Origin of the sequence: Murinocardiopsis flavida (assembly GCF_003014485.1) — a bacterium.
Classification (GTDB): Bacteria; Actinomycetota; Actinomycetes; order Streptosporangiales; family Streptosporangiaceae; genus Murinocardiopsis; species Murinocardiopsis flavida.
This window is the reverse complement of sequence record NZ_PYGA01000006.1, coordinates 1-24,446: the sequence shown is the minus strand read 5'-3', so window position 1 is coordinate 24,446 and position 24,446 is coordinate 1. Positions and strand designations below refer to the sequence as shown.

31 protein-coding genes are annotated in these 24,446 nt (G+C 71.5%); 16 read left to right on the top strand and 15 right to left on the bottom strand.

Going from position 1 to position 24,446, the window contains the following annotated elements; all coding sequences use genetic code 11:
* The first annotated feature begins 100 nt into the window (after window positions 1-100).
* Window positions 101-1,108, top strand: coding sequence for a DUF2207 domain-containing protein (locus CLV63_RS10300; protein WP_211301245.1), 1,008 nt, complete (start codon window positions 101-103; stop codon window positions 1,106-1,108).
* Window positions 1,109-1,289: 181 nt separating this feature from the next.
* Window positions 1,290-2,303 carry a DUF2207 domain-containing protein gene (locus CLV63_RS10295; RefSeq protein ID WP_211301244.1) on the top strand — a complete coding sequence of 338 codons (1,014 nt, stop codon included), beginning with the start codon at window positions 1,290-1,292 and terminating at the stop codon, window positions 2,301-2,303.
* A 47-nt stretch (window positions 2,304-2,350) separates the two neighbouring features.
* On the opposite strand, the gene CLV63_RS10290 is transcribed toward CLV63_RS10295, so the two are convergent.
* From CLV63_RS10290 to CLV63_RS10275, 4 genes are read right to left on the bottom strand one after another with little or no spacing between them, the layout of a single operon-like run.
* Window positions 2,351-2,989 (bottom strand): LutC/YkgG family protein, encoded by a 639-nt coding sequence (locus CLV63_RS10290; protein ID WP_106582738.1) that lies wholly within the window; start codon window positions 2,987-2,989, stop codon window positions 2,351-2,353.
* Window positions 2,986-4,428, bottom strand: a complete 1,443-nt coding sequence (locus tag CLV63_RS10285) for a lactate utilization protein B (RefSeq protein ID WP_106582737.1) — start codon at window positions 4,426-4,428, stop codon at window positions 2,986-2,988. The genes CLV63_RS10290 and CLV63_RS10285 overlap by 4 nt, the downstream gene beginning before the upstream one ends.
* Entirely contained in the window at window positions 4,425-5,165 is a 741-nt protein-coding gene (locus CLV63_RS10280; protein ID WP_106582736.1) for a (Fe-S)-binding protein, read from the bottom strand. The genes CLV63_RS10285 and CLV63_RS10280 overlap by 4 nt, the downstream gene beginning before the upstream one ends.
* A 4-nt stretch (window positions 5,166-5,169) precedes the next feature.
* Window positions 5,170-6,045, bottom strand: a complete 876-nt coding sequence (locus CLV63_RS10275) for a fumarylacetoacetate hydrolase family protein (protein WP_281260724.1) — start codon at window positions 6,043-6,045, stop codon at window positions 5,170-5,172.
* Between the two features lie 237 nt (window positions 6,046-6,282).
* On the opposite strand from CLV63_RS10275, the gene CLV63_RS10270 reads away from it, so the two are divergent.
* The 11 genes from CLV63_RS10270 to CLV63_RS34025 all read left to right on the top strand — a co-directional run bounded on the left by CLV63_RS10270 (window position 6,283) and on the right by CLV63_RS34025 (window position 13,389).
* The gene (locus tag CLV63_RS10270) at window positions 6,283-6,990 is read left to right on the top strand and encodes a FadR/GntR family transcriptional regulator (protein ID WP_106582933.1); all 708 of its coding nucleotides are present in this window, start codon (window positions 6,283-6,285) and stop codon (window positions 6,988-6,990) included.
* 147 nt (window positions 6,991-7,137) lie between these two features.
* Entirely contained in the window at window positions 7,138-7,449 is a 312-nt protein-coding gene (locus CLV63_RS10265) for a gas vesicle protein GvpO (protein ID WP_106582735.1), read from the top strand.
* A gap of 92 nt (window positions 7,450-7,541) precedes the next feature.
* Window positions 7,542-7,985 (top strand): gas vesicle structural protein GvpA, encoded by a 444-nt coding sequence (locus tag CLV63_RS10260; RefSeq protein ID WP_106582734.1) that lies wholly within the window; start codon window positions 7,542-7,544, stop codon window positions 7,983-7,985.
* Complete coding sequence (locus CLV63_RS10255; protein WP_106582733.1) at window positions 7,982-8,719, top strand: GvpL/GvpF family gas vesicle protein; 738 nt, start codon at window positions 7,982-7,984, stop codon at window positions 8,717-8,719. The genes CLV63_RS10260 and CLV63_RS10255 overlap by 4 nt, the downstream gene beginning before the upstream one ends.
* A gap of 33 nt (window positions 8,720-8,752) precedes the next feature.
* A complete protein-coding gene (locus CLV63_RS10250) occupies window positions 8,753-8,998 on the top strand; it encodes a gas vesicle protein GvpG (RefSeq protein WP_106582732.1) in 246 nt (81 codons plus the stop codon).
* A gap of 19 nt (window positions 8,999-9,017) precedes the next feature.
* On the top strand, window positions 9,018-9,815 hold the full coding sequence (locus CLV63_RS10245; RefSeq protein WP_106582731.1) for a hypothetical protein: 798 nt from the start codon (window positions 9,018-9,020) through the stop codon (window positions 9,813-9,815).
* Window positions 9,802-11,016, top strand: a complete 1,215-nt coding sequence (locus CLV63_RS10240; protein ID WP_106582730.1) for an SRPBCC family protein — start codon at window positions 9,802-9,804, stop codon at window positions 11,014-11,016. The genes CLV63_RS10245 and CLV63_RS10240 overlap by 14 nt, the downstream gene beginning before the upstream one ends.
* 95 nt (window positions 11,017-11,111) lie before the next feature.
* Window positions 11,112-11,696: a gas vesicle protein gene (locus tag CLV63_RS35000; protein ID WP_106582729.1), complete on the top strand. Its 585-nt coding sequence runs from the start codon at window positions 11,112-11,114 to the stop codon at window positions 11,694-11,696.
* Entirely contained in the window at window positions 11,693-12,496 is an 804-nt protein-coding gene (locus CLV63_RS10230) for a GvpL/GvpF family gas vesicle protein (protein WP_106582728.1), read from the top strand. Before CLV63_RS35000 ends, CLV63_RS10230 begins: the two co-directional genes overlap by 4 nt.
* Window positions 12,497-12,576: 80 nt before the next feature.
* Window positions 12,577-12,804, top strand: a complete 228-nt coding sequence (locus tag CLV63_RS10225) for a gas vesicle protein GvpJ (RefSeq protein WP_106582932.1) — start codon at window positions 12,577-12,579, stop codon at window positions 12,802-12,804.
* A gap of 42 nt (window positions 12,805-12,846) precedes the next feature.
* Complete coding sequence (locus CLV63_RS34025) at window positions 12,847-13,389, top strand: gas vesicle protein K (protein WP_211301243.1); 543 nt, start codon at window positions 12,847-12,849, stop codon at window positions 13,387-13,389.
* A 102-nt stretch (window positions 13,390-13,491) separates the two neighbouring features.
* Here CLV63_RS34025 and CLV63_RS10215 read toward each other — a convergent pair whose 3' ends face one another.
* The 3 genes from CLV63_RS10215 to CLV63_RS10205 all read right to left on the bottom strand — a co-directional run bounded on the left by CLV63_RS10215 (window position 13,492) and on the right by CLV63_RS10205 (window position 17,008).
* The gene (locus tag CLV63_RS10215; protein WP_106582727.1) at window positions 13,492-14,292 is read right to left on the bottom strand and encodes a class I SAM-dependent methyltransferase; all 801 of its coding nucleotides are present in this window, start codon (window positions 14,290-14,292) and stop codon (window positions 13,492-13,494) included.
* A 161-nt stretch (window positions 14,293-14,453) separates the two neighbouring features.
* Window positions 14,454-15,614: a TerC/Alx family metal homeostasis membrane protein gene (locus tag CLV63_RS10210; protein ID WP_106582726.1), complete on the bottom strand. Its 1,161-nt coding sequence runs from the start codon at window positions 15,612-15,614 to the stop codon at window positions 14,454-14,456.
* A 371-nt stretch (window positions 15,615-15,985) separates the two neighbouring features.
* The gene (locus CLV63_RS10205) at window positions 15,986-17,008 is read right to left on the bottom strand and encodes a hypothetical protein (RefSeq protein ID WP_106582725.1); all 1,023 of its coding nucleotides are present in this window, start codon (window positions 17,006-17,008) and stop codon (window positions 15,986-15,988) included.
* A gap of 192 nt (window positions 17,009-17,200) precedes the next feature.
* Between CLV63_RS10205 and CLV63_RS10200 the strand changes: the two genes are divergently transcribed.
* Window positions 17,201-18,070 carry a helix-turn-helix domain-containing protein gene (locus tag CLV63_RS10200; RefSeq protein ID WP_106582724.1) on the top strand — a complete coding sequence of 290 codons (870 nt, stop codon included), beginning with the start codon at window positions 17,201-17,203 and terminating at the stop codon, window positions 18,068-18,070.
* A 559-nt stretch (window positions 18,071-18,629) separates the two neighbouring features.
* Here CLV63_RS10200 and CLV63_RS10195 read toward each other — a convergent pair.
* From CLV63_RS10195 to CLV63_RS10165, 8 genes are all read right to left on the bottom strand, one after another.
* The gene (locus tag CLV63_RS10195; protein WP_106582723.1) at window positions 18,630-19,274 is read right to left on the bottom strand and encodes a response regulator transcription factor; all 645 of its coding nucleotides are present in this window, start codon (window positions 19,272-19,274) and stop codon (window positions 18,630-18,632) included.
* Window positions 19,265-20,467, bottom strand: coding sequence for a sensor histidine kinase (locus tag CLV63_RS34485; RefSeq protein ID WP_245928703.1), 1,203 nt, complete (start codon window positions 20,465-20,467; stop codon window positions 19,265-19,267). Before CLV63_RS34485 ends, CLV63_RS10195 begins: the two co-directional genes overlap by 10 nt.
* Window positions 20,460-21,398 carry an oxygenase MpaB family protein gene (locus CLV63_RS10185; RefSeq protein WP_245928702.1) on the bottom strand — a complete coding sequence of 313 codons (939 nt, stop codon included), beginning with the start codon at window positions 21,396-21,398 and terminating at the stop codon, window positions 20,460-20,462. Before CLV63_RS10185 ends, CLV63_RS34485 begins: the two co-directional genes overlap by 8 nt.
* A 134-nt stretch (window positions 21,399-21,532) precedes the next feature.
* Entirely contained in the window at window positions 21,533-21,742 is a 210-nt protein-coding gene (locus tag CLV63_RS10180; protein ID WP_245928701.1) for a DUF397 domain-containing protein, read from the bottom strand.
* Between the two features lie 14 nt (window positions 21,743-21,756).
* On the bottom strand, window positions 21,757-21,948 hold the full coding sequence (locus CLV63_RS10175; RefSeq protein WP_245928700.1) for a DUF397 domain-containing protein: 192 nt from the start codon (window positions 21,946-21,948) through the stop codon (window positions 21,757-21,759).
* 64 nt (window positions 21,949-22,012) lie between these two features.
* The gene (locus CLV63_RS33515) at window positions 22,013-22,168 is read right to left on the bottom strand and encodes a hypothetical protein (RefSeq protein ID WP_170134195.1); all 156 of its coding nucleotides are present in this window, start codon (window positions 22,166-22,168) and stop codon (window positions 22,013-22,015) included.
* A 116-nt stretch (window positions 22,169-22,284) separates the two neighbouring features.
* Window positions 22,285-22,461 (bottom strand): DUF397 domain-containing protein, encoded by a 177-nt coding sequence (locus tag CLV63_RS10170; protein ID WP_106582720.1) that lies wholly within the window; start codon window positions 22,459-22,461, stop codon window positions 22,285-22,287.
* Entirely contained in the window at window positions 22,458-23,231 is a 774-nt protein-coding gene (locus tag CLV63_RS10165; RefSeq protein ID WP_106582719.1) for a helix-turn-helix domain-containing protein, read from the bottom strand. Before CLV63_RS10165 ends, CLV63_RS10170 begins: the two co-directional genes overlap by 4 nt.
* Window positions 23,232-23,553: 322 nt before the next feature.
* Here CLV63_RS10165 and CLV63_RS10160 point away from each other — a divergent pair, with 322 nt between their 5' ends.
* Together CLV63_RS10160 and CLV63_RS10155 are read left to right on the top strand one after the other, a co-directional pair.
* On the top strand, window positions 23,554-23,976 hold the full coding sequence (locus CLV63_RS10160) for an ATP-binding protein (protein ID WP_106582718.1): 423 nt from the start codon (window positions 23,554-23,556) through the stop codon (window positions 23,974-23,976).
* Window positions 23,977-24,056: 80 nt separating this feature from the next.
* A complete protein-coding gene (locus CLV63_RS10155; protein ID WP_170134194.1) occupies window positions 24,057-24,266 on the top strand; it encodes a hypothetical protein in 210 nt (69 codons plus the stop codon).
* Window positions 24,267-24,446 lie beyond the last annotated feature (180 nt).

Here is a 24,446-nt window from a genome sequence, read left to right as displayed (position 1 = left end):
GCCGCGCCCGTGCGACCGGTGCGCGCGAAATCAGCAGGCGCATCGGGGGAACCCCGGCCGTGCGCGCGTCGTCACACCGGACATGCCCCCTACAGCCGTTGTGAACGGTATCCCCCAGATCATCCGCCGCCGCACGCGCACCATTGCCGGTGCGGCCGCGGCCGCCCTGCTGCTCGCCGGGCTCGCGGCCCCGCCCGCGCTCGCCGAGGAGACCCGCCGCGTGTCGGCGTTCGACGCCGAGTTCGAGGTGGCGAAGGGCGGCGCCGTGCACGTCCGCGAGACCCTGACCTACACCTTCGGATCCGACTCCGGCCAGGTGAACCGCGCCATCCCGCATACGGGAAGTATCGACGGCGGCGGCGAGCTGGACTTCGGGCTCACCGGCGTCGAGGTCGAGGACCCCGATGGGGTCGCCCCGGTCGACGTCGTCGAGGAGGGCGACCAGACCTCCGTGCTCATCGGCGACGAGGGCGGCGACGACCAGCTCACCGGCACCAGGACCTTCGTCATCAGCTACACCTACGACCGGCTCGTCACCCACGGCACGTCAGACGCCGACCCGCGGCTCTTCATCGACGTCGTCGGCTCGGGCTGGAGCATCCCGGTCGAGGACGTCCGGGCCGAGTTCGCCGCACCGGGTGAGGTCCTCGAAACCGCCTGCTATGCCGGGCCCGAAGGAAGCACCGCGGCATGCTCCACCGAATCGGCCGACGGCACGGGCGCCACCTTCGAGCACGCCCGCGTCGACCCCGGTGAGGCCATGAGCGTCGAATTCGCCCTGGAGCCGGGCAGCGTCGAGGTCCCGGAGCCGGTGCATGTCGAATCGGACGGCACCGACAGCTCCGACGACTTCGACGGCTTCGAGGATGAGGGCTGGTTCGGGTTCCACTTCTGGTTCAACTGGTTCCCCTACATCTGGATCGCCATGGTCGTGCTGGTCATCGTGATGAGGATCCGGGGCGGGCGCGGCGGCGGTCGGCGCGGCGGCTCCAGCGGAATCGGGTTCGGTGGGTCCTCCGGCGGCGGATTCGGCGGAGGCGGCGGTGGCGGTGGAGGTGGCGGTGGTGGCGGTGCCGGGGGAGGCGGCGGTGGCGGCGGCGGGGGCTGACACCCCGGCATCGCCGCCCTCTCGGGCCGTGGAGGCGCGGGTGCGCCCCCACCGCACGGTCACCGGTGTCCGGCGGCTACACCTCCGCCACCGGTGTGCCCGGTGGGGCGGGGGCGCATGCGTGCCGGATGCGGCCAGCGCACACGGGAACCGCGGCGGTGAGCGCTGCATCACACCATGCATGTCCCCGAGAATCCCCACGAAGGACAGCACCGAACCGCCCGCCCGCCGCACGCGCACCGTTGTCGGTGCCGCCGCGGCCGCCCTGCTGCTCGCCGGGCTCGCGGCCCCGCCCGCCCTCGCAGAGGAGACCCGCCGCGTGTCGGCGTTCGACGCCGAGTTCGAGGTGGCCGAGGACGGCACCGTGCACGTCCGAGAGACCCTGACCTACACCTTCGGCTCCGACTCCGGCCAGGTGAACCGCGCCATCCCGCACTCGGGCAGCATCGACGGCGGCGGCGAGCAGGACTTCGGGCTCACCGGCGTCGAGGTCGAGGACCCCGGCGGCGTCGCCCCGGTCGACGTCGTCGAGGAGGGCGATCAGACCTCCGTGCTCATCGGCGACGACGGCGGCGACGACCAGCTCACCGGCACCAGGACCTTCGTCATCAGCTACACCTACGACCGGCTGATCGTCCACGGCGAGACCACCTCCGACCCCCGGCTCTTCGTCGACGTCGTCGGCTCGGGCTGGAGCATCCCGGTCGAGGACGTCAGCGCGGTGGTCACCGCGCCGGGCGAGATCGCCGACGCCGCCTGCTACGCCGGGCCCGAAGGGAGCACCGCGGGGTGCACGGGCGAATCGGCCGACGGCACGGGCGCCACCTTCGAGCACGCCCGCGTCGAACCCGGTGAGGCCATGAGCCTCGACCTCGCCTTGGCGCCGGGCAGCGTCGAGATCCCCGAACCGATGCTCGCCGATACCGACTCCGGGGGTTCGGACGAATCCGACGACTCCGGCAGCATCCTGCCGTTCGTCTTCATCGTCGGGTTCTTCGTCATCGTGCTCGGCGCCGTGTTCGGCGGTGGCGGCAGCAGCAGCGGGCGCCGCAGCGGGTTCGGCGGGGGCGGCTTCTCCGGCGGCGGCGGATTCGGCGGCGGTGGCGGCGGTGGCGGCGGTGGCGGCGGTGGCGGTGGCGGCGGCGGTGGCGGTGGCGGCGCCGGTGGAGGGGGCGGTGGCGGCGGCGGGGGCTGACACCCCGGCCGTCCCGGCGGCGGGGGCGACGAACCCCCGCCGCCGGGTCACGCGCCGACGATGATGACCTCCAGCGTGCGGGGGCCGTGGACCCCCTCGACCCGGTCGAGTTCGATGTCGCTGGTCGCCGAAGGGCCGCTGATCCAGGTGAGCGGGCGGGCCGGGTCGAGCCGCGCGACCGCCTCGGGCACGCCGCCGACGATCTGCTCGGCCCGCACCACGCACAGGTGGTAGTCGGGCACCAGGGTGATGGCGCGGCGGCCTTGCGCTGCCCCTCCGTCGCACACGATGGTGCCGGTCTCGGCGACCGCCGCGGCGCAGCCGGTGAGCACACCGTCGGCGGTGTCGAGTTCGCGGACCCCGAGGCCGTCGTCGGGGACCAGGGCGGTGCCGGTGCCAACGTCGGCGGTCCACGCGGCGGGCAGGTCGGCCGGCGCCACGATCCGCTCGGCGCCGCGCCGCTCCAGCGCCGCGGCGACCTCGCCGGGCAGCTCCGCCGCAGCCACCTGGCGCACCAGGGCCTTGTAGTCGACCAGCCGGTCCACGAACACCGCGACGGGGTCGCCCATGTCGTGGGAGCGGGCGTAACCGCGCGGCACCGCGACGTCCTCGGCGCGCTCAGCGGGGTCGACGTCGGCCAGCGCCGCCCGCACCTTGGCGAGGACGGTCTCCCGCGAGCCGCTCATTCCGCCCCTCCCTTGTCCCGGCCCTTGTTCCGGCGCCGCCACCACTGCCGGAACGACTCCGCGGGGATCTCGGGGACGTCGCGGGTGTCGGTCCACGCCGACCCCGGCCCGGGCAGGGTGTGCGGGACCAGGCCGCGCGCGCCGGACGCGGCGCGCTGGGCGGCGCCGAGTCGCTTCTCGTCGTCGAGCACCCACCCCGCTGCCGCCATGGCCGCCTTCTCGGCGCGGTGCCCTGGGCCGTCGACCACCTGCTCGCGCAGGTGCACCAGCACCTCGGGGATGTCGATCGCCACCGGGCACACCTCGTAGCACGCCCCGCACAGCGACGACGCGTACGGCAGCGACGCGTCGAGCTCCGAGGACGTACCGCGCAGCTGCGGGGTGAGGATCGCGCCGATGGGGCCGGGGTAGACGGAGCCGTAGGCGTGCCCGCCGGCGCGCTCGTACACCGGGCAGATGTTCAGGCAGGCCGAGCAGCGGATGCAGCGCAGCGCCTGGCGTCCGACCGTGTCGGCGAGGACGTCGGTGCGCCCGTTGTCGAGCAGCACCAGGTGGAAGTCCTGCGGCCCGTCGCCGGGGGTCACCCCGGTCCAAGTGGAGGTGTAGGGGTTCATCCGCTCGCCGGTCGAGGACCGCGGCAGCAGTTGAAGGAACACTTCGAGGTCGGACCAGGTGGGCACGATCTTCTCGATGCCGACCACCGAGATGAGCGTCTCGGGGAGGGTCAGGCACATCCGCCCGTTGCCTTCGGACTCCAGGACGACCATGGTGCCGGTGTCGGCCACCGCGAAGTTCGCGCCGGACACGCCCACCTTCGCGCGCAGGAACTTCTCGCGCAGGTGGACCCGCGCCGCCTCGGCGAGGGCGCGGGGGTCGTCGGTGAGGTCGTCGGGGGCGGGGACGCCCCAGTCCCGCATCGTGCGCAGGAAGATCTCGCGGATCTCCGCCCGGTTGCGGTGGATCGCCGGGACCAGGATGTGGGAGGGGTGGTCGTCGCCGAGCTGCACGATCAGTTCGGCGAGGTCGGTCTCGAACGCGGTGATCCCCGCCTCGGCGAGCGCCTCGTTGAGCTCGATCTCCTGGGTGGCCATCGACTTGACCTTGACGACCTCGGTCTCGCCGGTGGCCTGCACCAGGCCGGTGACGATCCGGTTCGCCTCGGCGGCGTCGGCCGCCCAGTGCACGGTTCCGCCGGCGGCCCGCACCGACTCCTCCAACCGGACCAGGTAGGTGTCGAGGTGGCGCAGCGTGCGGTCCTTGATGGCGGCGCCGGCGGCGCGCAGCACCGGCCAGTCGTCCAGCTCCCCGACCACCGACGCCCGCTTGTCGCGGATGGTGTGGGTGGCCTTGCGCAGGTTGTGCCGGAGCTGGGCGTCGCCGGTGGCGGCGCGTGCCGCGGCGGGGAACGCCGGCATGCCCAGGAAGGCGCTGTCGCTCATAGGCGGGCCGGCTCCTGTTCGGTCGAGGCGAGGATCTCGGCGAGGTGCAGCACCGCGACCCCGCTGCGGCTGCGGTCGAGCGTGCCGCCGATGTGCATCAGGCAGGAGTTGTCGACCGCGCAGAGGACCTCCGCGCCCGTCGCCGCGACGTGGCGGGCCTTGTCCGATCCCATGGCGGCCGACACCGCCTCGTTCTTCATCGCGAAGGTGCCGCCGAACCCGCAGCATTCGGCGGCGCCGTCGAGTTCGGCGAGGTCGAGCCCGCGCACCGCCGACAGCAGCCGGGTGGGGCGGTCGCCGAGCTTCAGCAGCCGCAGCCCGTGGCAGGTGGGGTGGTAGGTGACCCGGTGCGGGAAGTAGGCGCCGACGTCGGTCACGCCGAGCACGTCGACCAGCAGCTCCGACAGGTCGTACACCCGCGGTGCGAGCGCGGCGGCCTCCTCGGCGAGCCTGCTGCCGGGGGCGCCCAGCCGCCGGTAGTTGTCGCGCACCATCGCCGCGCACGACCCGGACGGCGCGAGGACGGCGTCGGCGTCGCCGAAGGTCCGCACGAACCGCACCGCGAGCTTCTGCGCCTCGCGCCGGTACCCGGTGTTGTAGTGCATCTGGCCGCAGCAGGTCTGCGCCTCGGGGAACACGACCTCGTGGCCGAGGCGCTCCAGCAGCCGCACCACCGCGCGCCCCGTCCGCGGGAACAGGGTGTCGTTGAGGCACGTGACGAACAGGGCGACGCGCATACCGCTAAGCCTGCACCATGTGCTGCCGCTGGCGGCCGAGGCCGTCGATCTCCAGCTCCACCGTGTCGCCGGGCTTCAGGTACGGGGTCGCCTCCTTCGCCATGGCGACACCGGCGGGTGTGCCGGTGACGATGACGTCGCCGGGGCGCAGCACCATGAACTGGCTGAGGTAGTGCACGATGTGGCGCACCGTGAAGATCATGTCCTTGGTGCTGCCGTTCTGGCGGACCTCGCCGTTCACGCTCAGCCGCAGGCCGAGGTCCTGGGGGTCGCCGACCTCGTCGGGGGTGACGAGCAGCGGGCCGAGCGGGCAGAACGTCTCGCAGGACTTGCCCTTGTCCCACTGGCCGCCGCGCTCGATCTGGAACGCGCGCTCGGAGACGTCGTTGGCGAGCGCGTACCCGGCGATGACGGCGTCGGCGTCGGCCTCGCCGTCGAGGTAGCGGGCGGTGCGCCCGATGACGACGGCGAGCTCGACCTCGTAGTCGGTCTTCGCGCTGCCGCGCGGGATCAGCACGTCGTCGTCGGGGCCGTTGAGGCAGTCGGGCGTCTTGAGGAACACGATGGGTTCGGCCGGGGCGCTCGCACCGGTCTCGGCGGCGTGGTCGGCGTAGTTCAGGCCGATACCGATGATCTTGCCGGGTGCCGCGATCGGGGCGCCCACGCGCCCGCCGCCGGGCACGGCGGGGTCGAGGGGTGCCAGCTCACCGGCTTCCAGCGCGGCCCTGGCCCGGTCGATCCCGCCGCCGGACAGGAACGCGGCGTCGATGTCGGCGGTGATGCCGGACAGGTCCAGCGCCGTGCCGTCGCCGTCGAGGACGGCGGGTCGTTCGGCGCCGAGGTCTCCGATGCGGAGGAACTTCACGATGATTGGTCCGATCACTAGTGAGTAGGCGCCTCCCGGTCTCCGTGGTGCGTCTTTGCGGGAAACGCGTCTATACCCCGGCAGACCAGCGGAAACCGTGGGAGGGTGCATGCGGTGGCGGAAGAACCCTGGAATGATTGGTCTGATCACTTTTACGTGGGGGGCCCGTAAGGTGTCAAGATCCCCCGGCCCGCCGGCCGCGGCCCGCCGCGGCCGCCAGCAGGAAAGCAGGACCCGCCCGTGAACGACCGGATGCCGGTGACCCGGCGCGCGATCGAGTCGATCAAGACGCGCATCGCCGAAGGGGCGCTGCTGCCCGGCGAGCGGCTGCCGACGGAGCGCGACCTCGCCGCCGACCTCGGCGTCTCGCGCAGCTCCATGCGCGAGGCCATCCGCGCGCTCACCACCCTCGGCGTCCTGTCGTCCCGGCACGGCGCGGGGGTCTACGTGACCGACCTCCGCCCCGGCGACCTGCTGGAGGCGTTCTCGGTCCTGGCGGAGGTGTCGCAGGGCGCGACACTGATCGAAGTCCTCCAGGTGCGCCGGATGCTGGAGCCCGCCGCCACGGCGCTCGCCGCGGCGCGCGCCGACGACGCCCAGCTCGCGCGGCTCGGCGAGATCCTGGACCGGATCGACCGCGGCACCACCATGGGCGAGACCGTCTCGGCCGACCTCGACTTCCACCAGGCCATCGTGGAGACCACCGGCAACGCCACGCTCACCGCCATCAACGACGGCCTGTCGTCGCGCACGATGAACGCCCGGGTGTGGCGCGGGCACCGCGAGGCCGGCCTGACCGAGCGGCTGCGCCAGGACCACGTCCGCATTCACCGCGCGCTGCTCGCCCGCGACCCCGACGCCGCCCGCGCGGCGGCGACCATGCACATCCTCGAAGTGGAGAACTGGCTCCGCGCCGACCTCGACGGCGGCGCGGCCGGCACCCCGCCCCGCACGCCCTGACCGCGGAAAGCCGTGATTGCGCCCGAATGCCCGCAATGGTGGGCATTCGCTCTCGTTCCGTGCGTTTTGTTTTGCCGCCTCGCTCCGCGGTAGTGCCTGGGCAGATGCGGCAACGCGACCATCGTGCCGCAACGGGACAGGAGCCCCATGAGTGAGGAGAACACCCCCGACGAGGAGACGCGGAAACGCCGACCTCGCCGCAAGGCCTCGGCGGGTGCCCGGATCCGTGAGGCTCGCGAGCAGTTCGAGGAACTGACCGGGATGACCGTCGAATCCGTCTCGGGAATCGAGAAGACGGACGGCGGGTGGACCGTCACCATGGAGACCCTTGAGCTCCAGCGGGTCCCCGACACCGTGAGCCTGCTGGCCACCTACACCGTCGAACTCGACACCGACGGCGACCTGGCCGGCTACCGGCGCGTGAGCCGCTACACCCGAGGCCGCGCCGACCGCCGCTGACCCCTCGAAGACTCCCCGCGCAAACAGACATTCTTGAGCCGATTTCATCCGGGGGCATCGCAGTTCCCCGGACGGAAGGAGCACGACCCCTCATGACGGTAATGCAGAACTCATCAGGTGGAGGCGGCGGATCGTCCGGCAACCTCTACGAAGTCCTCGACCTCATCCTCGACAAGGGATTGGTCATCGACGTGTTCGCACGGGTCTCCCTTGTCGGGATCGAGCTCATCACGGTCGACGTACGAATCGTCGTGGCCAGCGTCGACACCTACCTGCGCTTCGCCGAGGCGTGCAACCGCCTCGACCTCTCCAACAGCGGCGGAGTCGGCCTGCCCGACCTCGTCGGCGGAACCATGGAGAAGGGCGCCCACGGCAAGTCCAAAGGCGCACTGAGCGGCGCGGCCGAAGCCATCTCGGAGTCCTTCCAGAAGGGCGGCGAGGACGAGAAGGAGAAGCAGCCCGCGCGCCAGCGCCGCCGCAGTTCCAGCGGCACCAGCGCCTCCAACGGCTCGGGGCGGAAGGAGGAGCGCGAATGAGCACCTACGTGTACGGCATCGTCCTCGCGACCGACGCCCCGGAGGCGGTCGAGCTCACGGGGGTGGGCGACCCGCCCGCCTCGGTGCGGCTCGTTACGCACAGCGGGCTGGCCGCCATCGTCAGCACGACCCCCGACGGGCTGCGCGCCAAGCGGCGCGACCTCGCCGCGCACCAGGAGGTGCTCAGCCGGCTGGCCCGCCGCGGACCCGTGCTCCCCATGCGCTTCGGCGCACTCGCCCCCGACGACGCGTCGGTCGAGGCCGAACTGGAGCGCGCCCCGCGGCACTACACCGGCCTCCTGGAGGAGCTCCGCGACCGCGTCGAGGTCAACGTCAAGGCCACCCACGTCGAGGAGACCGCGCTGCGAACGGTCCTCATGGAGGACGCCGACCTGCGCGCCACGAACGAGGAGCTGCGCGCGGCCAACGGCGGCACCCCCGACGAGCAGATGGCGTTCGGCGAGCGCGTGTCCGCGGCACTGGAGGAGCTGCGCAAGCGCGACTCCGACAAGGTCGTCGCGCCGCTGGCGACGCACGCCGACAAGATCGCGTTCGGGCCGCCGGTCGACAACTGCCTCGCGAACGTCTCGCTGCTCGTCCACCAGGACAAGCTCGACGACGTCGGCCGCGAGGCCAGCGACCTCCGGGAGTCCTTCGACGGGCTGATGGAGATCCGGGTGAACGGCCCGCTGCCCCCGTACAGCTTCGTGACGGAGCCGTCGCCGACGGACTGACACCGGCGCCCACCGAGAGGGAGTGACCCCGAAATGGGGTTGTTCAAGGCCATTCTCACCGCCCCCGCCGCCCCGGTCCGGTTCGTGGACTGGACGGCGCGGCAGGTCCTCGACGCAGCGGAGCGCGAGTACTACAACCCCGACGAGATCCGCCACCGGCTGGCCGAACTCTCCGCCCAGCTCGACTCCGGCGAACTCAGCGAAGAGGAGTTCGACGCGCTGGAGGACGAGCTGCTGGACCGGCTCGAAGAGGCCGAGCGGATCCGCAACGGGCAATGAAACAGACGAAGGTGAACCCATGGGAAACACCGGCACGACCGCCAAGATCGTGGCCGCCGCGGTCGGCGGCTACATCCTGGGGAGACGCAGAAAGCTCAAGCTCGCTGTCGGGCTCGGCGTCTACCTCGCGGCAAAGAAGCTGAACATCAATCCGGCGATGCTGCTCAAGGGCTTGACGAAGGAACTGTCGAACCTCCCCGTCGTCGGCGAGCTGAAGGACCAGACGCGCGAGCAGGTCGTCACGGTCGGCAAGGACGCGGCGGGCAAGCTCGCCGGTCGGTTGGCCGGCAACCTGGCCGACTCCCTCAACGACCGCACCGAGCGCCTGAAGAACGGCGCGACGGAGACCGTGTCCGACACCGCCGACACCGCCACCGACACCGCGTCCGGTGCGACCGGCGCGGCGAAGGGCGCCATCGGCGCGGCCACCGGCCGGTCGGAGTCCCCGGCGGACGACACCGCCGAGGAGACCGGCGCGGACGAGTCGGAGCGGGACGAGTCGGAGCGGGACGAGTCCGACAAGGACGACACCGCGAAGAGCGGGTCCGGCAAGGGTTCCGCCGAGAAGTCCGGAACCGCCGCGAAGAAGGCCACCGCCGGCCGGCGCGGCGCCGCCACAGCGGCCCAGCGCGGCACCCGCGCGGCGCCCAAGCGCAAGAGCCCCGCCAAGGCGGGCTCGTCGGCGTCCGGCGGTACGAAGTCGGGCGGCACGAAGTCGGGCGGCGCCAAGTCGGGCGGCGCGAAGTCCGGTCCGGCGAAGTCCGGGACGGCGACCCGCTCGCGCGGCACCAAGAGCGGCGGTGATGACCGTGGCTGACAGCAACGCGGGCCCCCTGACCCGGCTGCGCGCCGCGGCGGACAAGAACGAGGGCACGGCGAAGCTCGCCGACGCCGTCCAGGGCTACCTCACCACCAAGGCGACCAGCATGGTCACCGGGGCGGCGGAGAAGCTCGGCGGCGTCGCCCAGAAGGCGGCGACCGGCCAGGCCGGCGGCACCGTGGGCATGCTCGCCACCGGCGGCAAGAAGCTCGCCGAAGGCAAGAGCCCCGCCAAGGCCGCGGCAGCGGCGGGAGGCAAGGGCATCAAGGACAAGATCAAGGGCATGTTCGGCAAGCTCACCGGCGGCAGCGGCGGCAGCGGTCCCAAGGCCATCAACATCGTCGAGAACATCGACGTGGGTGTCCCGGTCCGGGTCGCCTACAACCAGTGGACCCGCTTCCCCGACTTCGGCAGCTTCGCCAAGGGCGTGCAGAGCGTCGAGAAGACCGACGACACGTCGTCCAACTGGAAGGCCAAGATCTTCTGGTCGACGCGCAGCTGGAAGGCGAGCGTCACCGAGCAGATCCAGGACTACCGGATCGCCTGGTCGTCCGAGGCGGCCAAGGGCACCACCAAGGGCGTGGTGACCTTCCACCCGATGGGCGACCACCTCACCCGCGTGCTGCTGGTCGTGGAGTACTACCCCAAGGGCCTGTTCGAGCGCACCGGCAACATCTGGCGGGCCCAGGGCCGCCGCCTGCGGCTGGACCTCAAGCACTACCGGCGCCAGGTCATGATGATGGCCCAGGCCGACACCGAGGAGCTCGACGGCTGGCGCGGTGAGATCCGCGAAGGCGACGTCATCCTCAGCCACGAGGACTCCCTCGCGCTGGAGGAGGCCGGTCTCACCGACGAGCAGTGGGACGAGCTGGCCGAGCTGGACGAGGACGAGCGCGCGGAACTCGCCGAGCTGGACGAGGACCAGCGGACCGAACTCGCCGAACTGGCGGCGGCCGAGTCCGAGGACGCCGACGACGAGGAGCACCCCGGCGACGAGCGCGCTGAGGACGACGAGGAACTCGACGACGAGGAGTCCGAGGAGGACGAGGACGCCGAGCGCGACCCCGACGCCGAGGTGGAGGAGTTCGAGGACGACGAGTACGAGGACGAGGAAGATCGCCCCGAGGAGGAGGACGAGCGCGCCGAGGACGACGAGTACGAGGAAGAGGAGGAGCGCACTGCGGCGGCCCGGCGCTGAACTGACCGGGTCGCGGCGCCACCGCACCGCGGGGGCGCCGCGCGGTCCGGCGGTCCGCCGGACCGCCGGCCCTATCGAAGAGTGGGAGGCCGGACGTGACTGAGCCGACACCATGGCGGGGCGAACCGCGCGAGATCCGATCCCGCGGCGGGAACGGGAGCAGCGCGAACCTCGCCGATGTGCTGGAGCGTGTGCTCGACAAAGGCGTCGTCATCGCCGGCGACATCAAGATCAACCTGCTCGACATCGAACTCCTCACCATCAAGCTGCGGCTGCTGGTCGCCTCGGTCGACAAGGCCAAGGAGATGGGGATCGACTGGTGGGAGCAGGACCCCGCCCTGTCCTCCAGCGCCATGAGCCGCGGCGACGAGGAGCTCGCCGACGAGAACCGCGCGCTGCGCGAGCGCATCGCCGCACTGGAGGAGCGCGACTCCCCGGCCCTGGAACAGGGGGCGGGCGACGCCTCCGGCAGCACCGAGGACGCCTCCGGCACCGCCGAGGCGCCCGCGGCGAAGAGCAGGCCCGCGAAGTCCGGGGCCTCGAAGTCAGGTACTGCGGCGCAGACCCGCGGCGATGGCTCCGGCGGCAGCATCGGGGACGCGGCGAACAAGAGCGGGGTCGCGAAGTCCGGTACGGCGGCGCGGAGCCGCGGCGGCGCGAAGCGGAAGGACGGCGAATGAGTGAGACGGCCCGCGCGAGCTACGTCTACGCCGTGGCCCGCCCGTTCGGCCCCGACCCCCTCGAATCCGTGACCGGCGTCGGCGGGTACCCCGTGCACCTGGTCGTCCAGGACGACCTCGCGGCGGTGGTCAGCACCGTCCCGCTGCACGAGTTCGACGCGGACGCGCTGAAGGCGAACCTGGAGGACCTGCGCTGGCTGGAGGAGGTCGCCAGGGCGCACCATTCGGTGGTCGAAGCGGCCGCGCGCGCCACCGTCGCGGTCCCGCTGCGGCTGGCGACCGTCTACCACAGCGACGACCGGGTGCGGACGGTGCTCAGCGACGACTACGCGGTGTTCGACCGCGCCCTGCGGCGGCTGACCGGCCGACTGGAGTTCGGGGTGAAGATCTACGCCGACCCCAAGGTCCGTGCCGCCGCACCGGCACCGGCCCGGCAGGAGCAGGCGCCGCCGGACACCAGCCCCGGAAAGGCGTACCTGCGCAAACGGCGCGCGCAGCGCGAGCGCCGCGACGACACCTGGCAGGCGGCCGCCGACCTTGTCGACCGGACAGACGCCGCGCTGCGCGAATGGTCGGAGGCGCGCGAGCGGCACCGCCCCCAGGACGCGTCGTTGTCCGGCGCGGCGGGGGAGAACGTGCTCAACGCCGCGTACCTGGTCCCCGAAGAGCACGCCGCGAACTTCCTCGCCACCCTGGAGCGGCTGCGCGCCGAGGCGCCCGACGGCACCAGGATCGACGGGTCCGGGCCGTGGGCGCCGTACTCGTTCGCGTCGCTCGACCAGGAAGGGGAGCGGACGTGAGCCGCCCGGAGTCCGCAGGCGCTACCGAGAGCGGAGGCTCGTTCACCGGCTTCCCCGAGGAGTCGCATTCGCTGAGCCGGATGCTGGACGAGGACCACCCGCTGGCGAACCGCGACGTCTCCCTGGTGGACCTGCTCGACCGGGTCCTCGCCAAAGGCGTCGTCATCACCGGCGACCTCACCATCTCCATCGCGGACGTCGACCTCGTGCGCGTGTCGCTGCGCGCCCTGGTGTCCTCGATCAACGAGGACGTCCCCTCGCCGTGGGAGCACGGCCACCCCCTGTCCGGGTGGGTACGCCAGGACTGACAGCGGCCGTCGCACCCGATGAAAACGGAAGGGAGGACCGCCATGGCGGACCTGCACGGGCGGCGCGGCAGCGGCCGTCCCGACGACGGCCCACTCGAACCGCACCGCGACGCGGTGCGCGACCTCGACGACGCGCCGCGCGACATCCTCGGCGAACTCCAGAACGCCCTCGACGGCACCGCAGCGGGGGAGTCCCGGGCGCCTCGTTCGGGAGCGGCGGCGGGGGAGCCCCCGGCGCCCCACTCGGGCACGGTTGCGGGAGGGTCCCGGGCACCTCGCTCGGGTACGGCATCCGACGACCTGCGCCGGCGCATCGCCACCGACCCCGACACCGTCGAACGCGACCTGATCAAGCTGGTCCTCACCGTGGTCGAACTGGTCCGCCAGCTCATGGAACGCCAGGCGCTGCGCCGGGTCGACCAGGGCGACCTCACCGAGGAGCAGGAGGAGCGCATCGGTATGACGCTCATGCTGCTGGAGGAGCGCATGACCGAGCTGCGCGACCGCTACGGGCTCACCGCCGCCGACCTCAACCTCGACCTGGGCCCCCTCGGCTCCCTCCTGCCGGAGGCGGGGGAGGGATAGTCCGCTGTCTCCACGCGGGCTCACGAGTACTGCATTGCCAACCGAATCAGCCGCACAGTGCGGCGTCGGCCCCGGGTCGGGGGCGAGGCCGACCGTGGGACGTCAGGGCCGCGTCCTCCGGCGCCCCACGGTCACCTGGCCGACGAACGAGACGGTCAGCTCAGGCGAGCCCAGCGACTCCAGCCGGTCTCGCACCCGCGAGAGGAACTCGGCGCTCCGCGCCGCACCGAGTGCGTACGTGCCCGACTGGGTGGCGAGGATCGCGAGGTAGTCCTCTGCGCTATAGCGGACGGTGAAGGGGTGGCGCAGGCACGCCGTCTCCTCGAAGAAGGGTCCGGCTTCGGCGGGGAAATGCCATGGGCCGATCTGCTCGGGCGGCAGCGGCGGCTCGCCCGTGTAGCCCACCGCCCGGTAGTCCTCTTGGACGTCGGTCCAGAAGCGGTCCGCGTCAACGGGCCGCGCCCAGCGGCAGCTGCCCACGATCATGGCGCCGCCCTCCCTAAGCAGCTCCGACGGTTTCGCGTAGCGGCGCAGCGGGTCGATCCAGTGCAGCGAGTTGACGGCGACGACGGCGTCGAACGGGGCGTCGCGGGGATTCCAGTCCTCGAAGGACGTGGTCAGCACGCGGGCGGCCGCGAATTTGGCCAGTCGGCGCCGGGCGATGGCCGCCAGTTCGGCGCCCGGGTCGACGGCCGTGATGTCGAGCCCTCGCTCGGCCAGGGGAACGGTCGCCTGGCCGGTGCCGCAGCCGATCTCGACAACCCGGTCCCCGGCGGTGAGACCGGAGCATTTGACCAGGTCATCGAATAACCGCGGTGGGAAGACCGGCCGAGTGCGCTCGTACTTCTCGGCCGTCGCGTCGAATACCGTCCGTAAAGCATGGCGCTGCCCGTTGTCGTCCACGACACCCGTCCTCGCACTGGATCAGAGCCGGATCACGATGATTTTGCCCTACCCGTGCGCGCCGCATGGGGGAGTCGCGACAAAACGTCCGGCGTCCGGCCCTTCGGCGGCCGCGGAAGGCGCGCGTGCGGTCGGCGCCCATAGGATCACCGGACGTCGTGTCAGGCGCGCCCGGACGCCGGAGGGTCGCCGTGCCCGCCCGTCTCGGACGCGTCCTCCGGCCCGCCGCGGTAGGCACCGGCACCCGAGCCGGAGTCAGACCCCGCCCTGGGACCCGAGCCGGAGTCCGCCCCCGAGTCCGCCCCCGAGTCCGACCCGGAACCTGAGCCGGAGTCAGACCCCGCCCCGGAACCCGCCCCCGAGTCCGACCCGGGACCCGAACCCGCCCGCCGCGCGGCGATCACGCTCGCGATGGCGGTGACCAGCAGGATGACGAGGATGACCACCAGCGACAGCCAGGTGGGGATCTCCGGTATGGGCAGGGAAGTGGTCGCGTTCAAGGCGTGCAGGAGCAGCTTCGCCCCGATGAAGGCGAGCACCAGCGCCAACCCCGTGTTGAGGTACACGAGCCGCCCCAGCAGGCCGCCGAGGAGGAAGTACAGCTGCCGCAGCCCCATGAGCGCGAACGCGTTCGCCGTGAACACGATGTAGGGGTCGTCGGTGATGCCGAAGACCGCCGGAATGGAATCGAGGGCGAACATGACGTCGGTCAGGCCCAGCGCCACGATCACCAGCAGCATCGGGGTGGCCAGCAGTCGCCCCGACTCGCGGACGGTCATCCGCGCGCCGTGATAGCGGTCGGTGGTCGGCAGGCCGCGCCGCACCAGCCGCATGGCGGCGTTGTCGTGGTACTCCTCCTGGTCACCGTCCTTCCCCGTGATCAGCGTCCACGCCGTGTACAGCAGGACGGCGCCGAACAGGAAGAACACGGCGGCGAACCGCTCGACGACAGCGGCGCCCAGCGCGATGAACACGCCGCGGAACAGCAGGCTCAGCGCGATACCGATGAGCAGGGCCCGCTGGCGGTGGACGCGCGGCACGGAGAACGCGCCGAAAAGCAGGATGAAGACGAAGAGGTTGTCCAGGCTCATCGAGTACTCGACGATCCACCCGGTGAAGAAGTCCAGCCCGGGGCCCGGCCCGGCGAGCGTCCACAGCCCGATGCCGAACACGATCGCGAGCCCGACGTAGACGGAGACCCACACGGCGGACTCGGTGTTGGACGGTTCGTGCGGGCGGCGGGTGACGACGACGAAGTCGGCGGCGATGACGGCGACGAGGACCACGACGGTCACGCCCCACACCCACGGCTGAACATCCATAGTGTGTGAGCCTACGCTTCGGGGCCCGGGCCGCCCCGCAGCCGCACCGGCGCGTTACGCGAGGCCCGGCAAGCGGGCGCCCGGCAGGCGGGCGCCCGGCAGGCGGGCGTCCGCTCGCGGCGCTGCGGGCGGGCGGTCGATGCCCGTGTCCGCGGCACGGCGGGCGGGCACGGTGCCGGGGTCAGGGGCACCGCACCCGCGCGCCGTGCCGCGGCACGGTACGGTACGGCTCAGAGGCTGGCTCAGAGGCTGTTGGGGGTTCCGGTCCTGATTCGGCCGTGAGGACGTGTTTCGGCGGTCGCTGCTGCGCAGCAGCGACCGCCGACGCACATCCTCACCGGAACAGGCCAGACCGGCACCCCAACAGCCACTCAGCCCGCCGGGATCATGTCGCCGACCTGGAGGCTGGAGACGGTGAACGGCAGGGACTCGGGCGGCAGCCCGTTGATCCACCGGTTGTACTGGCTGTTGACGACCAGCAGCCGGCCGCGCGCCAGGACCGCCGAGCTGGGGTGCAGGAATCCCCCGGGCGGCACGTACCTGCCCGTGTAGCGGCCCCGGAGGAGGTCCTCGTCCATCGCGACCACCGCCACCTGGGGTTCGAGCCCCGGGATGGAGTTGAGGTTGCCCTGCACCGCGAGCAGCCGCCCCGCGTCCCAGATGAGCACGTCGCCGTTGACGAGCGAGCGGTCGCCCAGGTCGACCTCCGCCACCTCGCGGGTGTCGCGGTCGATGCGCCAGAGCTGCCCGGTGTTGCTGTTGACGGTGAGCAGGTGGCGGCCTGCCACGGTGATGCCGTTCAGGTTGTGCTGGCCGTCGACCCAGTCGATCGGAGTGCGGGAGACGTCGAGCCAGTGCTCCATGGTCCAGCTGCCGCCGGTGCGCGTGATGCGGTAGATGACCGGGCGGAAGGAGTCGGTGGCGTAGACGGTGCCGTCGTCCGCCGCCGTCGGCTCGTTGAGGAAGCCGCCCTCGGCGCCGTTCAGCCGGGCCAGCATCTTTCCCGACGCCGCGGCGTAGACCCGCAGCGTTCCGGTGGTGCCGCCGCCCACGAACAGCAGCCCCGCACCGTCCGTCGTGATGCCGGAGGTGACGGAGCGGCCGTCCTGGCCATCGGGTGACCACTCGCGCAGCGCACGCTTGTTCACATGGCCCCGGTAGAGGATGCCCGAGGAGGCGCTGCCGACGTAGAAATAGCCGGTGCGGGCGTCGAAGGCCATGCCGGTCGGAAAGGCGCGGTCACCGGGCAGGACGTAGGAGCTGGGAAAGCGTCCTTGGTCGGGCCCGGCGGCGGCCGGGGATTCGGCCAGGGCCGCGGGTGCCGCGACGGCCAGGGTGGTGGCGGCGGCGCCCGCCGTCAGCAGGGTCCGGCGGGTCAGGGTGTGATCACGCAATGCGGGGCTCCTTGTCAGGGGACCACCTCCGCGGGGTCCCACCCGGTGATCATCGCCGGTTGCGGGCCCGGGTCCCGCTGTTCCCCTCATCCCAGGGTCCGGTGAACCTGGGTACTGCCGGAACCAGGCTGGCCGTGGGGGACGTTGGGGGCGTGGGGGGACGTTGAGCGAAACAAGTGAAGGAGGAACGGCGTGACGAAGCGGCGTACCGATCTGGGCGAGTTCTTGCGGTCGCGCCGCGCGCGGCTCCAGCCCGAGGACGTCGGGCTGGCCCGGGGCGGCGGGCAGCGCAGGGTTCAGGGGTTGCGCCGCGAGGAGCTGGCGTACCTCACGGGCATCAGCGTCGACTACTACGTCCGGCTTGAGCAGGGGCGCAGCCAGAACGTGTCTGGGGCGGTGCTCGACGCGGTGGCCCGCGTGCTCCGGCTGAACGAGGACGAGCGCGCCCACCTGCGGCAGATCGCCCGGCACCTGCCGGGCCCCCTCGACCGCGCGGGCGCGGAGGGCGGGGAAGCGCAGGAGGTGCGCCCCGGCATCCGGCGCCTTCTGGACGCGGTGGAGGGCACCCCCGCCTTCGTCTTCGGCCGGCGGATGGACATCCTGGCGTGGAACCCGCTCGCGTGCGCGCTCATCACCGATTTCGGTGCACTTCCGCGGCGCCGGTGCAACCTCGCGCGGCTCGTCCTGCTGGACGAGGACGTCGTCCGCCTCTACCCCGACCGGGAGTTCGTGGCGCGCGACACGGTCGGCCACCTGCGGATCGACGCGGGCCGCCACCCCGACGACCCCGAATTGGCGACGCTGATCGCCGACCTGTCCGCGGGGAGCGCGGAGTTCCGCCGCCACTGGTCGGGTTACACGGTCAAGAGCAAGTCGCACGGCTACAAGCGCTTCGACCATCCCGCCGTCGGGCCGATGACCCTCAACTACGAGACCCTCCACGTGCCCGACGACCCCGACCAGTTCCTTACCGTCTACACCGCCCCGGCCGACTCCCCGGCAGAGGAGTGTCTCCGCCTCCTCCAGAAGCGCCACACCGCGGTCCCGGAGCCGAGCATGTGATCCCGGACCGGCCGGATCGCCCCGAGAGCGCCCTTCGTCAGATGGTCACCCGCCCCGAAGGCAGTCCCATGCGAGAGCGCACTCCGCCGGGTTGTTCCCCGTTCCGCCCTGAAGACGGTCCCGTGCGAGAGCGCCCTCCGCCGGGTTGTCGCCCGTTCCGCCCTGAAGACGGTCCCGTGCGAGAGCACCCCTCGTCAGATGGTCACCCGCCCTTGGCGACGGTTCCGGGCGAGAGCACCTCCGCCACAGGAGACAGGAGCCAGGCTGCCGGAAAGCCTGCGCAGCAGCGACGGCCGAAGGACATCCTGGACAATGACCGCGGAGCTCTCCAAAGGCTGGACCTGGTCGCGAAACCCCGGGTTTCGCTTCGGCCGACACCGCTGCGCAGGCTCATCGGCAGCCCGGCCCGGGTCCGTTGTGGCAAGGAACGCTCTCGGCAGCCGTCCCCGTCCCCATCCCCGGCATTGCGCGCGGTGAGAACTCGCGCCAGGACGGTCCGGTGCGGGCCGTGCTGGTCAGCGCCGTCTTCCGGCCGAGCCACGCCCCGCGGCACACCTCCCTACCCCTCCAGATAGCGCAGGACCGCCAGGACGCGGCGGCTGTACCCGGTGGTGGGCGACAGGTCCAGCTTGTCGAAGATCGCGTTGACGTGCTTCTCCACCGCGCTCTGCGAGACGAACAGCCGCTCCGCGATGGCGCCGTTGCCGAACCCCTGGGCCATCTCCTCCAAGACGGTGCGCTCGCGGTCGGTGAGCCGCGACACCGGGTCGGCGTGGCTGGTGCGCGCCAGGAGCTGGCGGACGACCTCGGGGTCGAACACCGCACCGCCCGCGTGTACCCGTTCGAGCGCGTCCAGGAACTCGCCGACCTGCGCGACACGGTCCTTGAGCAGGTACCCCACCCCCTCGGGCGCTCCGGCCAGCAGTTCGGCGGCGTAGCGCTTCTCCACGTACTGGGAGAGGACCAGCACCCCGACACCGGGGAACGCCTCCCGGATGCGCAATGCCGCGCGCAGCCCCTCGTCGGTGTGCCCCGGGGGCATCCGGACGTCCACCACGGCGACATCGGGCCGGTGCTCCTCGACCGCCGCGAGGAGGGCGTCGGCGTCGCCGACCGCGGCGGCCACCTCGTGTCCCTCCTCGACCAGCAGCCGCACGAGCCCTTCGCGCAGCAGCACCGAGTCGTCGGCGATGATCAGCCGCATGGCAGCACCGCCGTCACCGTGGTGGGGCCGCCGGGCGGGCTGGCCACGTCGAATCGGCCGTCGAGGGCCGCGACGCGGCGCGCCAGGCCCGACAGTCCGCTGCCGCCGGGCTCGGCGCCCCCTTGCCCGTTGTCGGTGATCTGCACGGCCACCTCGGTTCCGCCTTCCTCGTCCGTCTCGGTGAGTACCACCGTCACATCATCGGCCCCCGCGTGCTTCGCCGCGTTCGTGATGGCCTCGCGGGCGACGAAGTACAGGGCGGTCTGCACGGCGGGGGCCGGGCGCGACCGGAGGCCGTAGTCGATGCTCACAGGCAGCGCGGCGCGTTCGGCGACGCCCGCCAGCGCGTTGCGCAGGCCCAGTTCGTCCAGCGCCGTCGGGTACACGCGCCACGCGACGTCGCGCAGTTCGCCGAGGAGCTGCTGCGCCTCGGTGTGGGCGTCGGCGACCAGCGCCGCGGTCCGCTCAGCCGTGGACGGCCGCCGGGCCCGGCCCAGCAGCATCGCCAGCGCCACCACCCGCTGCTGGACGCCGTCGTGGAGGTCGCGCTCGATCCGGCGGCGCTCCTCATCGACCGCCGCGACGATCCCGGCCCTGGTCTCGGTCAGCTCGTCGATGCGCCGGCGCAGCAGCTCCTGGGCGCTCGGCCCGAGGAGGCGGCGGGCCAGCCGCCTTTCCACGTTGAGCGCGATCGCGGTGAGTGCGACCAGCATCAGGACCGTGAGCACCGCGTACAGGTAGGCGACGATGTACCGATCCTGGACCAGCCGCACACCGGGGAACTCCAACTCAATGATGGGGGAGTGCCCGCTGAGGAGTTCGACCGTCCCGCCGCTGACGAATAAGACCGTCAGGAACGCCAGGGCGGCGAACAGGTAGCCGAAGGCGATGCCGGGGACCGCGCGCGCCGCCAGATAGCCGACGTTCGCCGCCGACGGCTCCGGCCGCACGGTGATACCGGCCCAGAACGACAACCGGCGCAGTTCCAGTCCGACCAGCCGCGCGGCGAGGGATTGGATCGCGCGCAGAACGGCGCGGCGCCCGCGTCCCCACGGCGCGGCGGCGGCGAGGGCGATCCCCGCGCAGCACACGAACAGCAACTCGGCGGCGCCGGTGGCGGCGCCGAGGAGGACCGCGATGGTCCCACCGGCCAAGCCGCGCACGAGCGACGCCGTCCGTCCCGGGTCAGGCACCACGGCGACGTGCCCGGCGGGTGGACCGGGGGTGGGTGGATTGGTCGGGATGGTCTGGGGGACTGGGTTGGTCGGGGGATCCGGGGCGGTCACGGCGACTGGGACCGTTGGAATTGGTGGGGCGGCCGGGGCGCCGCCGGTGGTACAGCCGTCCGCGCCCGGCCCTGCGGCGCATGTCCCGCATGACCAGCCGCATGGGCAGCTGCCGCACACCGGCCGGGAGGTGCGGATAGACGGTGCGGACAGCTGCCAGGAGCCGGTCGAACCGGCGCTGCCGAAGGGCATCCCAGGAGAGTCCGAGCGGGGCGCGCAGGTGCGCGGGCAGCAACCCCGCTGTGAGGAACATCTGGAGGCGCATCAGCGGGCGCAGTGGCAGCGAGGCCGGGCGCGACAGGTTCCGGATGATGGTGCGGGCGGTGGCGTCGGGGCGCATCGCCGCGATGGTCGCCGCCCAGTACTCCTCGAACGCGGCCCGGTCGGCCGGCCAGCGCTCGGCAGGGCAGCCCAGCGCGGTGGCGAAGACGGCGGCGTCGTCGTAGGCGGCGTCTTTGTCGGCGTCGGTGAGGGGGCCCACCACCAGTTCGTAGAGGCGCACGCCGCCGTCGTACAGGGTGGCGGCGACCCAGAGTTGAAGGTCGGGGTCGAGCGCGTCGTAGCCGGGGCCGTTGACCGTTGTGTGCATGGCGCGCACGATCCGGCCGATGCGCTCGGCCTCGTCGGGGGTGCCGAACACCTGACCGTAGACGAAGGTGAGGGTGCCGCGCAGGCGGTCGAGCGGGCGGTCGGCGTAGTCGCTGTGCTCGGCCACACCGCGGCCGACCGAGGGGTGGCTGACCTGGAGCGCGAGCGCGTAGCCGGCGCCGCCGAGCACCGCGGCCTCACGGGTGACGCGTTGCAGCGCGCTCGGCGGGGACGCGGGTTCGGTGCTCACCCGGCAATCGTAGGGCTCGGACCCCAGATTCCCAGGACACCCCTCCCCGGTGTCGCCAACTCCCCGCTCTCGCCGCACAGCGCAAAGCCCTCGTATCAGTGGGGCGGATCCGAGGGCTTCCTCGCGTGTGGAGGCTACAGTGCGCTTCCCTTGACTCCCTTGAGGAATGCGGACCATGCCCCGTTGTCGAAGGTGAGGTGTCCGATCATGCGGTACTGCGTGTCCCGAACGGCAGCACCGCCAGACGCGACGTAGGCAACTTCAACGCAGTTAGTGTCGGCCTGGCTGTACGTGGACTTGTGCCAGTTCTTAGGAGTTGCGATCTGGCTTGCGATTTCACTCAAAGTAGCTCCTTGGGCTACAGCGACTCGGATTTGACCCCACGCAGCAGGACCACCCATTCCTCGGTGGGAACCACCAGGTGGAAGTGCGTCCGATGCTCTGTATCGCGAATCGCCTTACCGTGACTTGTCGTGTCCGCCGCCTCAACACAATTGGTCTCAGCCTTGCTGTAGGAGGCCTTGCGCCAAGTCGACTCGATGATGCTCACTTGTACTCTCCTCGCACGTTCTCAATCAGGGTGCGTGATTGGCTGGGGGGTAGTGCCTGCGCCCTCAGATCACCGAGCCGCGAAACGTGCTCCTCAACGACCTCGGGATCGACTTCCACACCGCCTGGAGAGCGAGCGCGTAGCCGGCGCCGCCGAGCACCGCGGCCTCACGGGTGACGCGTTGCAGCGCGCTCGGCGGGGACGCGGGTTCGGTGCTCACCCGGCAATCGTAGGGCGCGGACCCCCAATTCCCGGGCTACCCCTCCCCGGTGTCGCCAACCCGCACAGCACAAAGCCCCCGGACCAGTGGAGCGGATCCGAGGGCCGAGATGTGTACTACAGCGAGCCGGATTTGACGTCGCGAAGCAGTGCCGTCCATTGCTCAGCCGGGAAGCTCAACTGCCCAAGCGTCCGATTTTGCGTATCACGCACCAGCACCTCGGTGGGAAGTTCCGCAACCTCAACGCAGGACTGTGCCCCTGAACTATACGAACTCTTGTGCCAATGATTCACCGAAGCTCCTCCAAGGCCATGCGCGTCTGTTCGGGAGGAAGAGCGCTCCCCAGGGAGCGCTTGACCAGACCGTCAAGTTGGTCGTAACTGGACGTTTCCTCATACAAGACGTTACCCCACACGTGATCCGCGCTCGCCGCCTTGCCTCCGTCACGCAGATGGAACATGAGCAACATCGATGTGACGCCGACCAGGAGAGTTCCCTCTGGAAGTAGATGAATCAGCACCTTACTCGACCCGATGAGGGATAGTAGGTGTGCAACCTGTTCCGTTCGCACGGGTTCAGGAACGCAAGTCAAGGCGGTCTTTGGAAAGACGGCGATGACCCATGGATTGCCCCTCGAACGGAGCAAATCGTAGCGGGAGCAACGCACGGAGACCAGTCGTTTGATCTCGGTTGGAGATCCAGGATGTAACCCCTCCCGCATCACCATGTGCGCGTACAGCGGAGACTGAAGCAATCCCGGAACGACATGGGGCGAGATCAGTTCGATCGTCTCGGCGGCCTCTTCAAGCCTCCCGATGTCACGCATCCACGGTGGCAGCGACGTCCCTGAGGTCGCGAGTTCCCACATCCGGATCAGCCGACCGCGCGATTCGAGCGCTTTGTCGATCTTCTCGACATCACCACGAGGAGGGGTTGCCTGGCCATTCTCCCATCTGCAAAGCGACGAAGCAGAACCCTGGATGAGCGAAGCAAGTGCCCGTTGAGTGTGGCCTGCCTGTTTGCGCTCTTTTGCCAGTTGTGTCCCGAATTCTTGTCCCGTCATGTTTCCAAAATTACGTGGCGTGTTCCAGTTGGATCTATTTCTTTCGGGATACAACGCACTTACTTTGAAACAACGTCCTGGGCTACAAGTCTGATGGTACGGAGAACACGGGCGACCTGCCAATAGGCGGTCGACGTGAAAACGGCCCTGCTCGGTGCTAGCGACACCGGACAGGGCCTTGCTCCCCACCCTGAAACCCCAGGAGAGGAACCATGACGAACATTACCGACCACCCCTGGACCCACCGTGTCCGGGATTCCCGGCGCCGTAGGCGCTCCCGGATCCGCCCCTACCTGCCCCGCCGGGCCGGGGCGGTGCAGCCATGAGCACCGCTGCCCCTGCCCTCGCCGAGGTCCACACCGCGGTCTTTGCCGCCGTCCCCGCCCGGGTGGCCGCCGCCCGCGCCTGGGCCGCCACCACCTCCGGCCTGCCCGACGCCCCCGCGGCCGACCTCGCCCTCATCACCTCCGAACTCGCCACCAACGCCTGCCGCCATTCCCGCTCGGCTCGGCCCGGCGGTGCCTACGCCCTGACCCTGACCCGCTATGAGGACCGGGTGCGCATCACCGTCACCGACGCCGGCCCCCGCCCCGTCCCCGCACCCCGCACGCGTCCCGCATCCGAGGCGGAGGAGTCCGGGCGGGGCCTGGCCCTGGTCGCCGCATACGCCCACACCTGGGGCGTGGACAACGACACCGGCGGCACCCGGGTCTGGGCCGAGATCCGCACGGATACCGGGGTCTAGCGGTGGCCGCGCTGACCCGGGCCCGGCTGTCCCGGGAGTGGGGTCATGCCTGGCTGATCACCGGCCCTCATCCGGGGCGGATGTACACCGCGACCCGGCTGCGCCCCCGCACGGGCGGCCCCAACACCGTCACCGTCCATACGTTGCGCGGGCTGCGCACCCGCCTGGAGCAGATCGACTCCGACGAGCGTGACGCCGCCCTGCCCCGCCTGCGTCCCGCCCTGCCGCGCCGCGACCGCACAAGGCGCTACTTCCACGTGCTCCCGGGGACCGCGCACCACCCGCGCTGATCGCAGACCGCGCCCGATCCCGCCACCGGCGGACCCCGGCCGGACACCCCCGGCCGACCCTGACGCGCCCGGCCCCGCCGCCACTCCTCCCACGCGGGGCCGGGCGCCCACACCCGTACCAACCACGCCCCGACCACCCACAGGTCCGGGCGCCCCCACCCCTGACCACGCCCGCCTCCA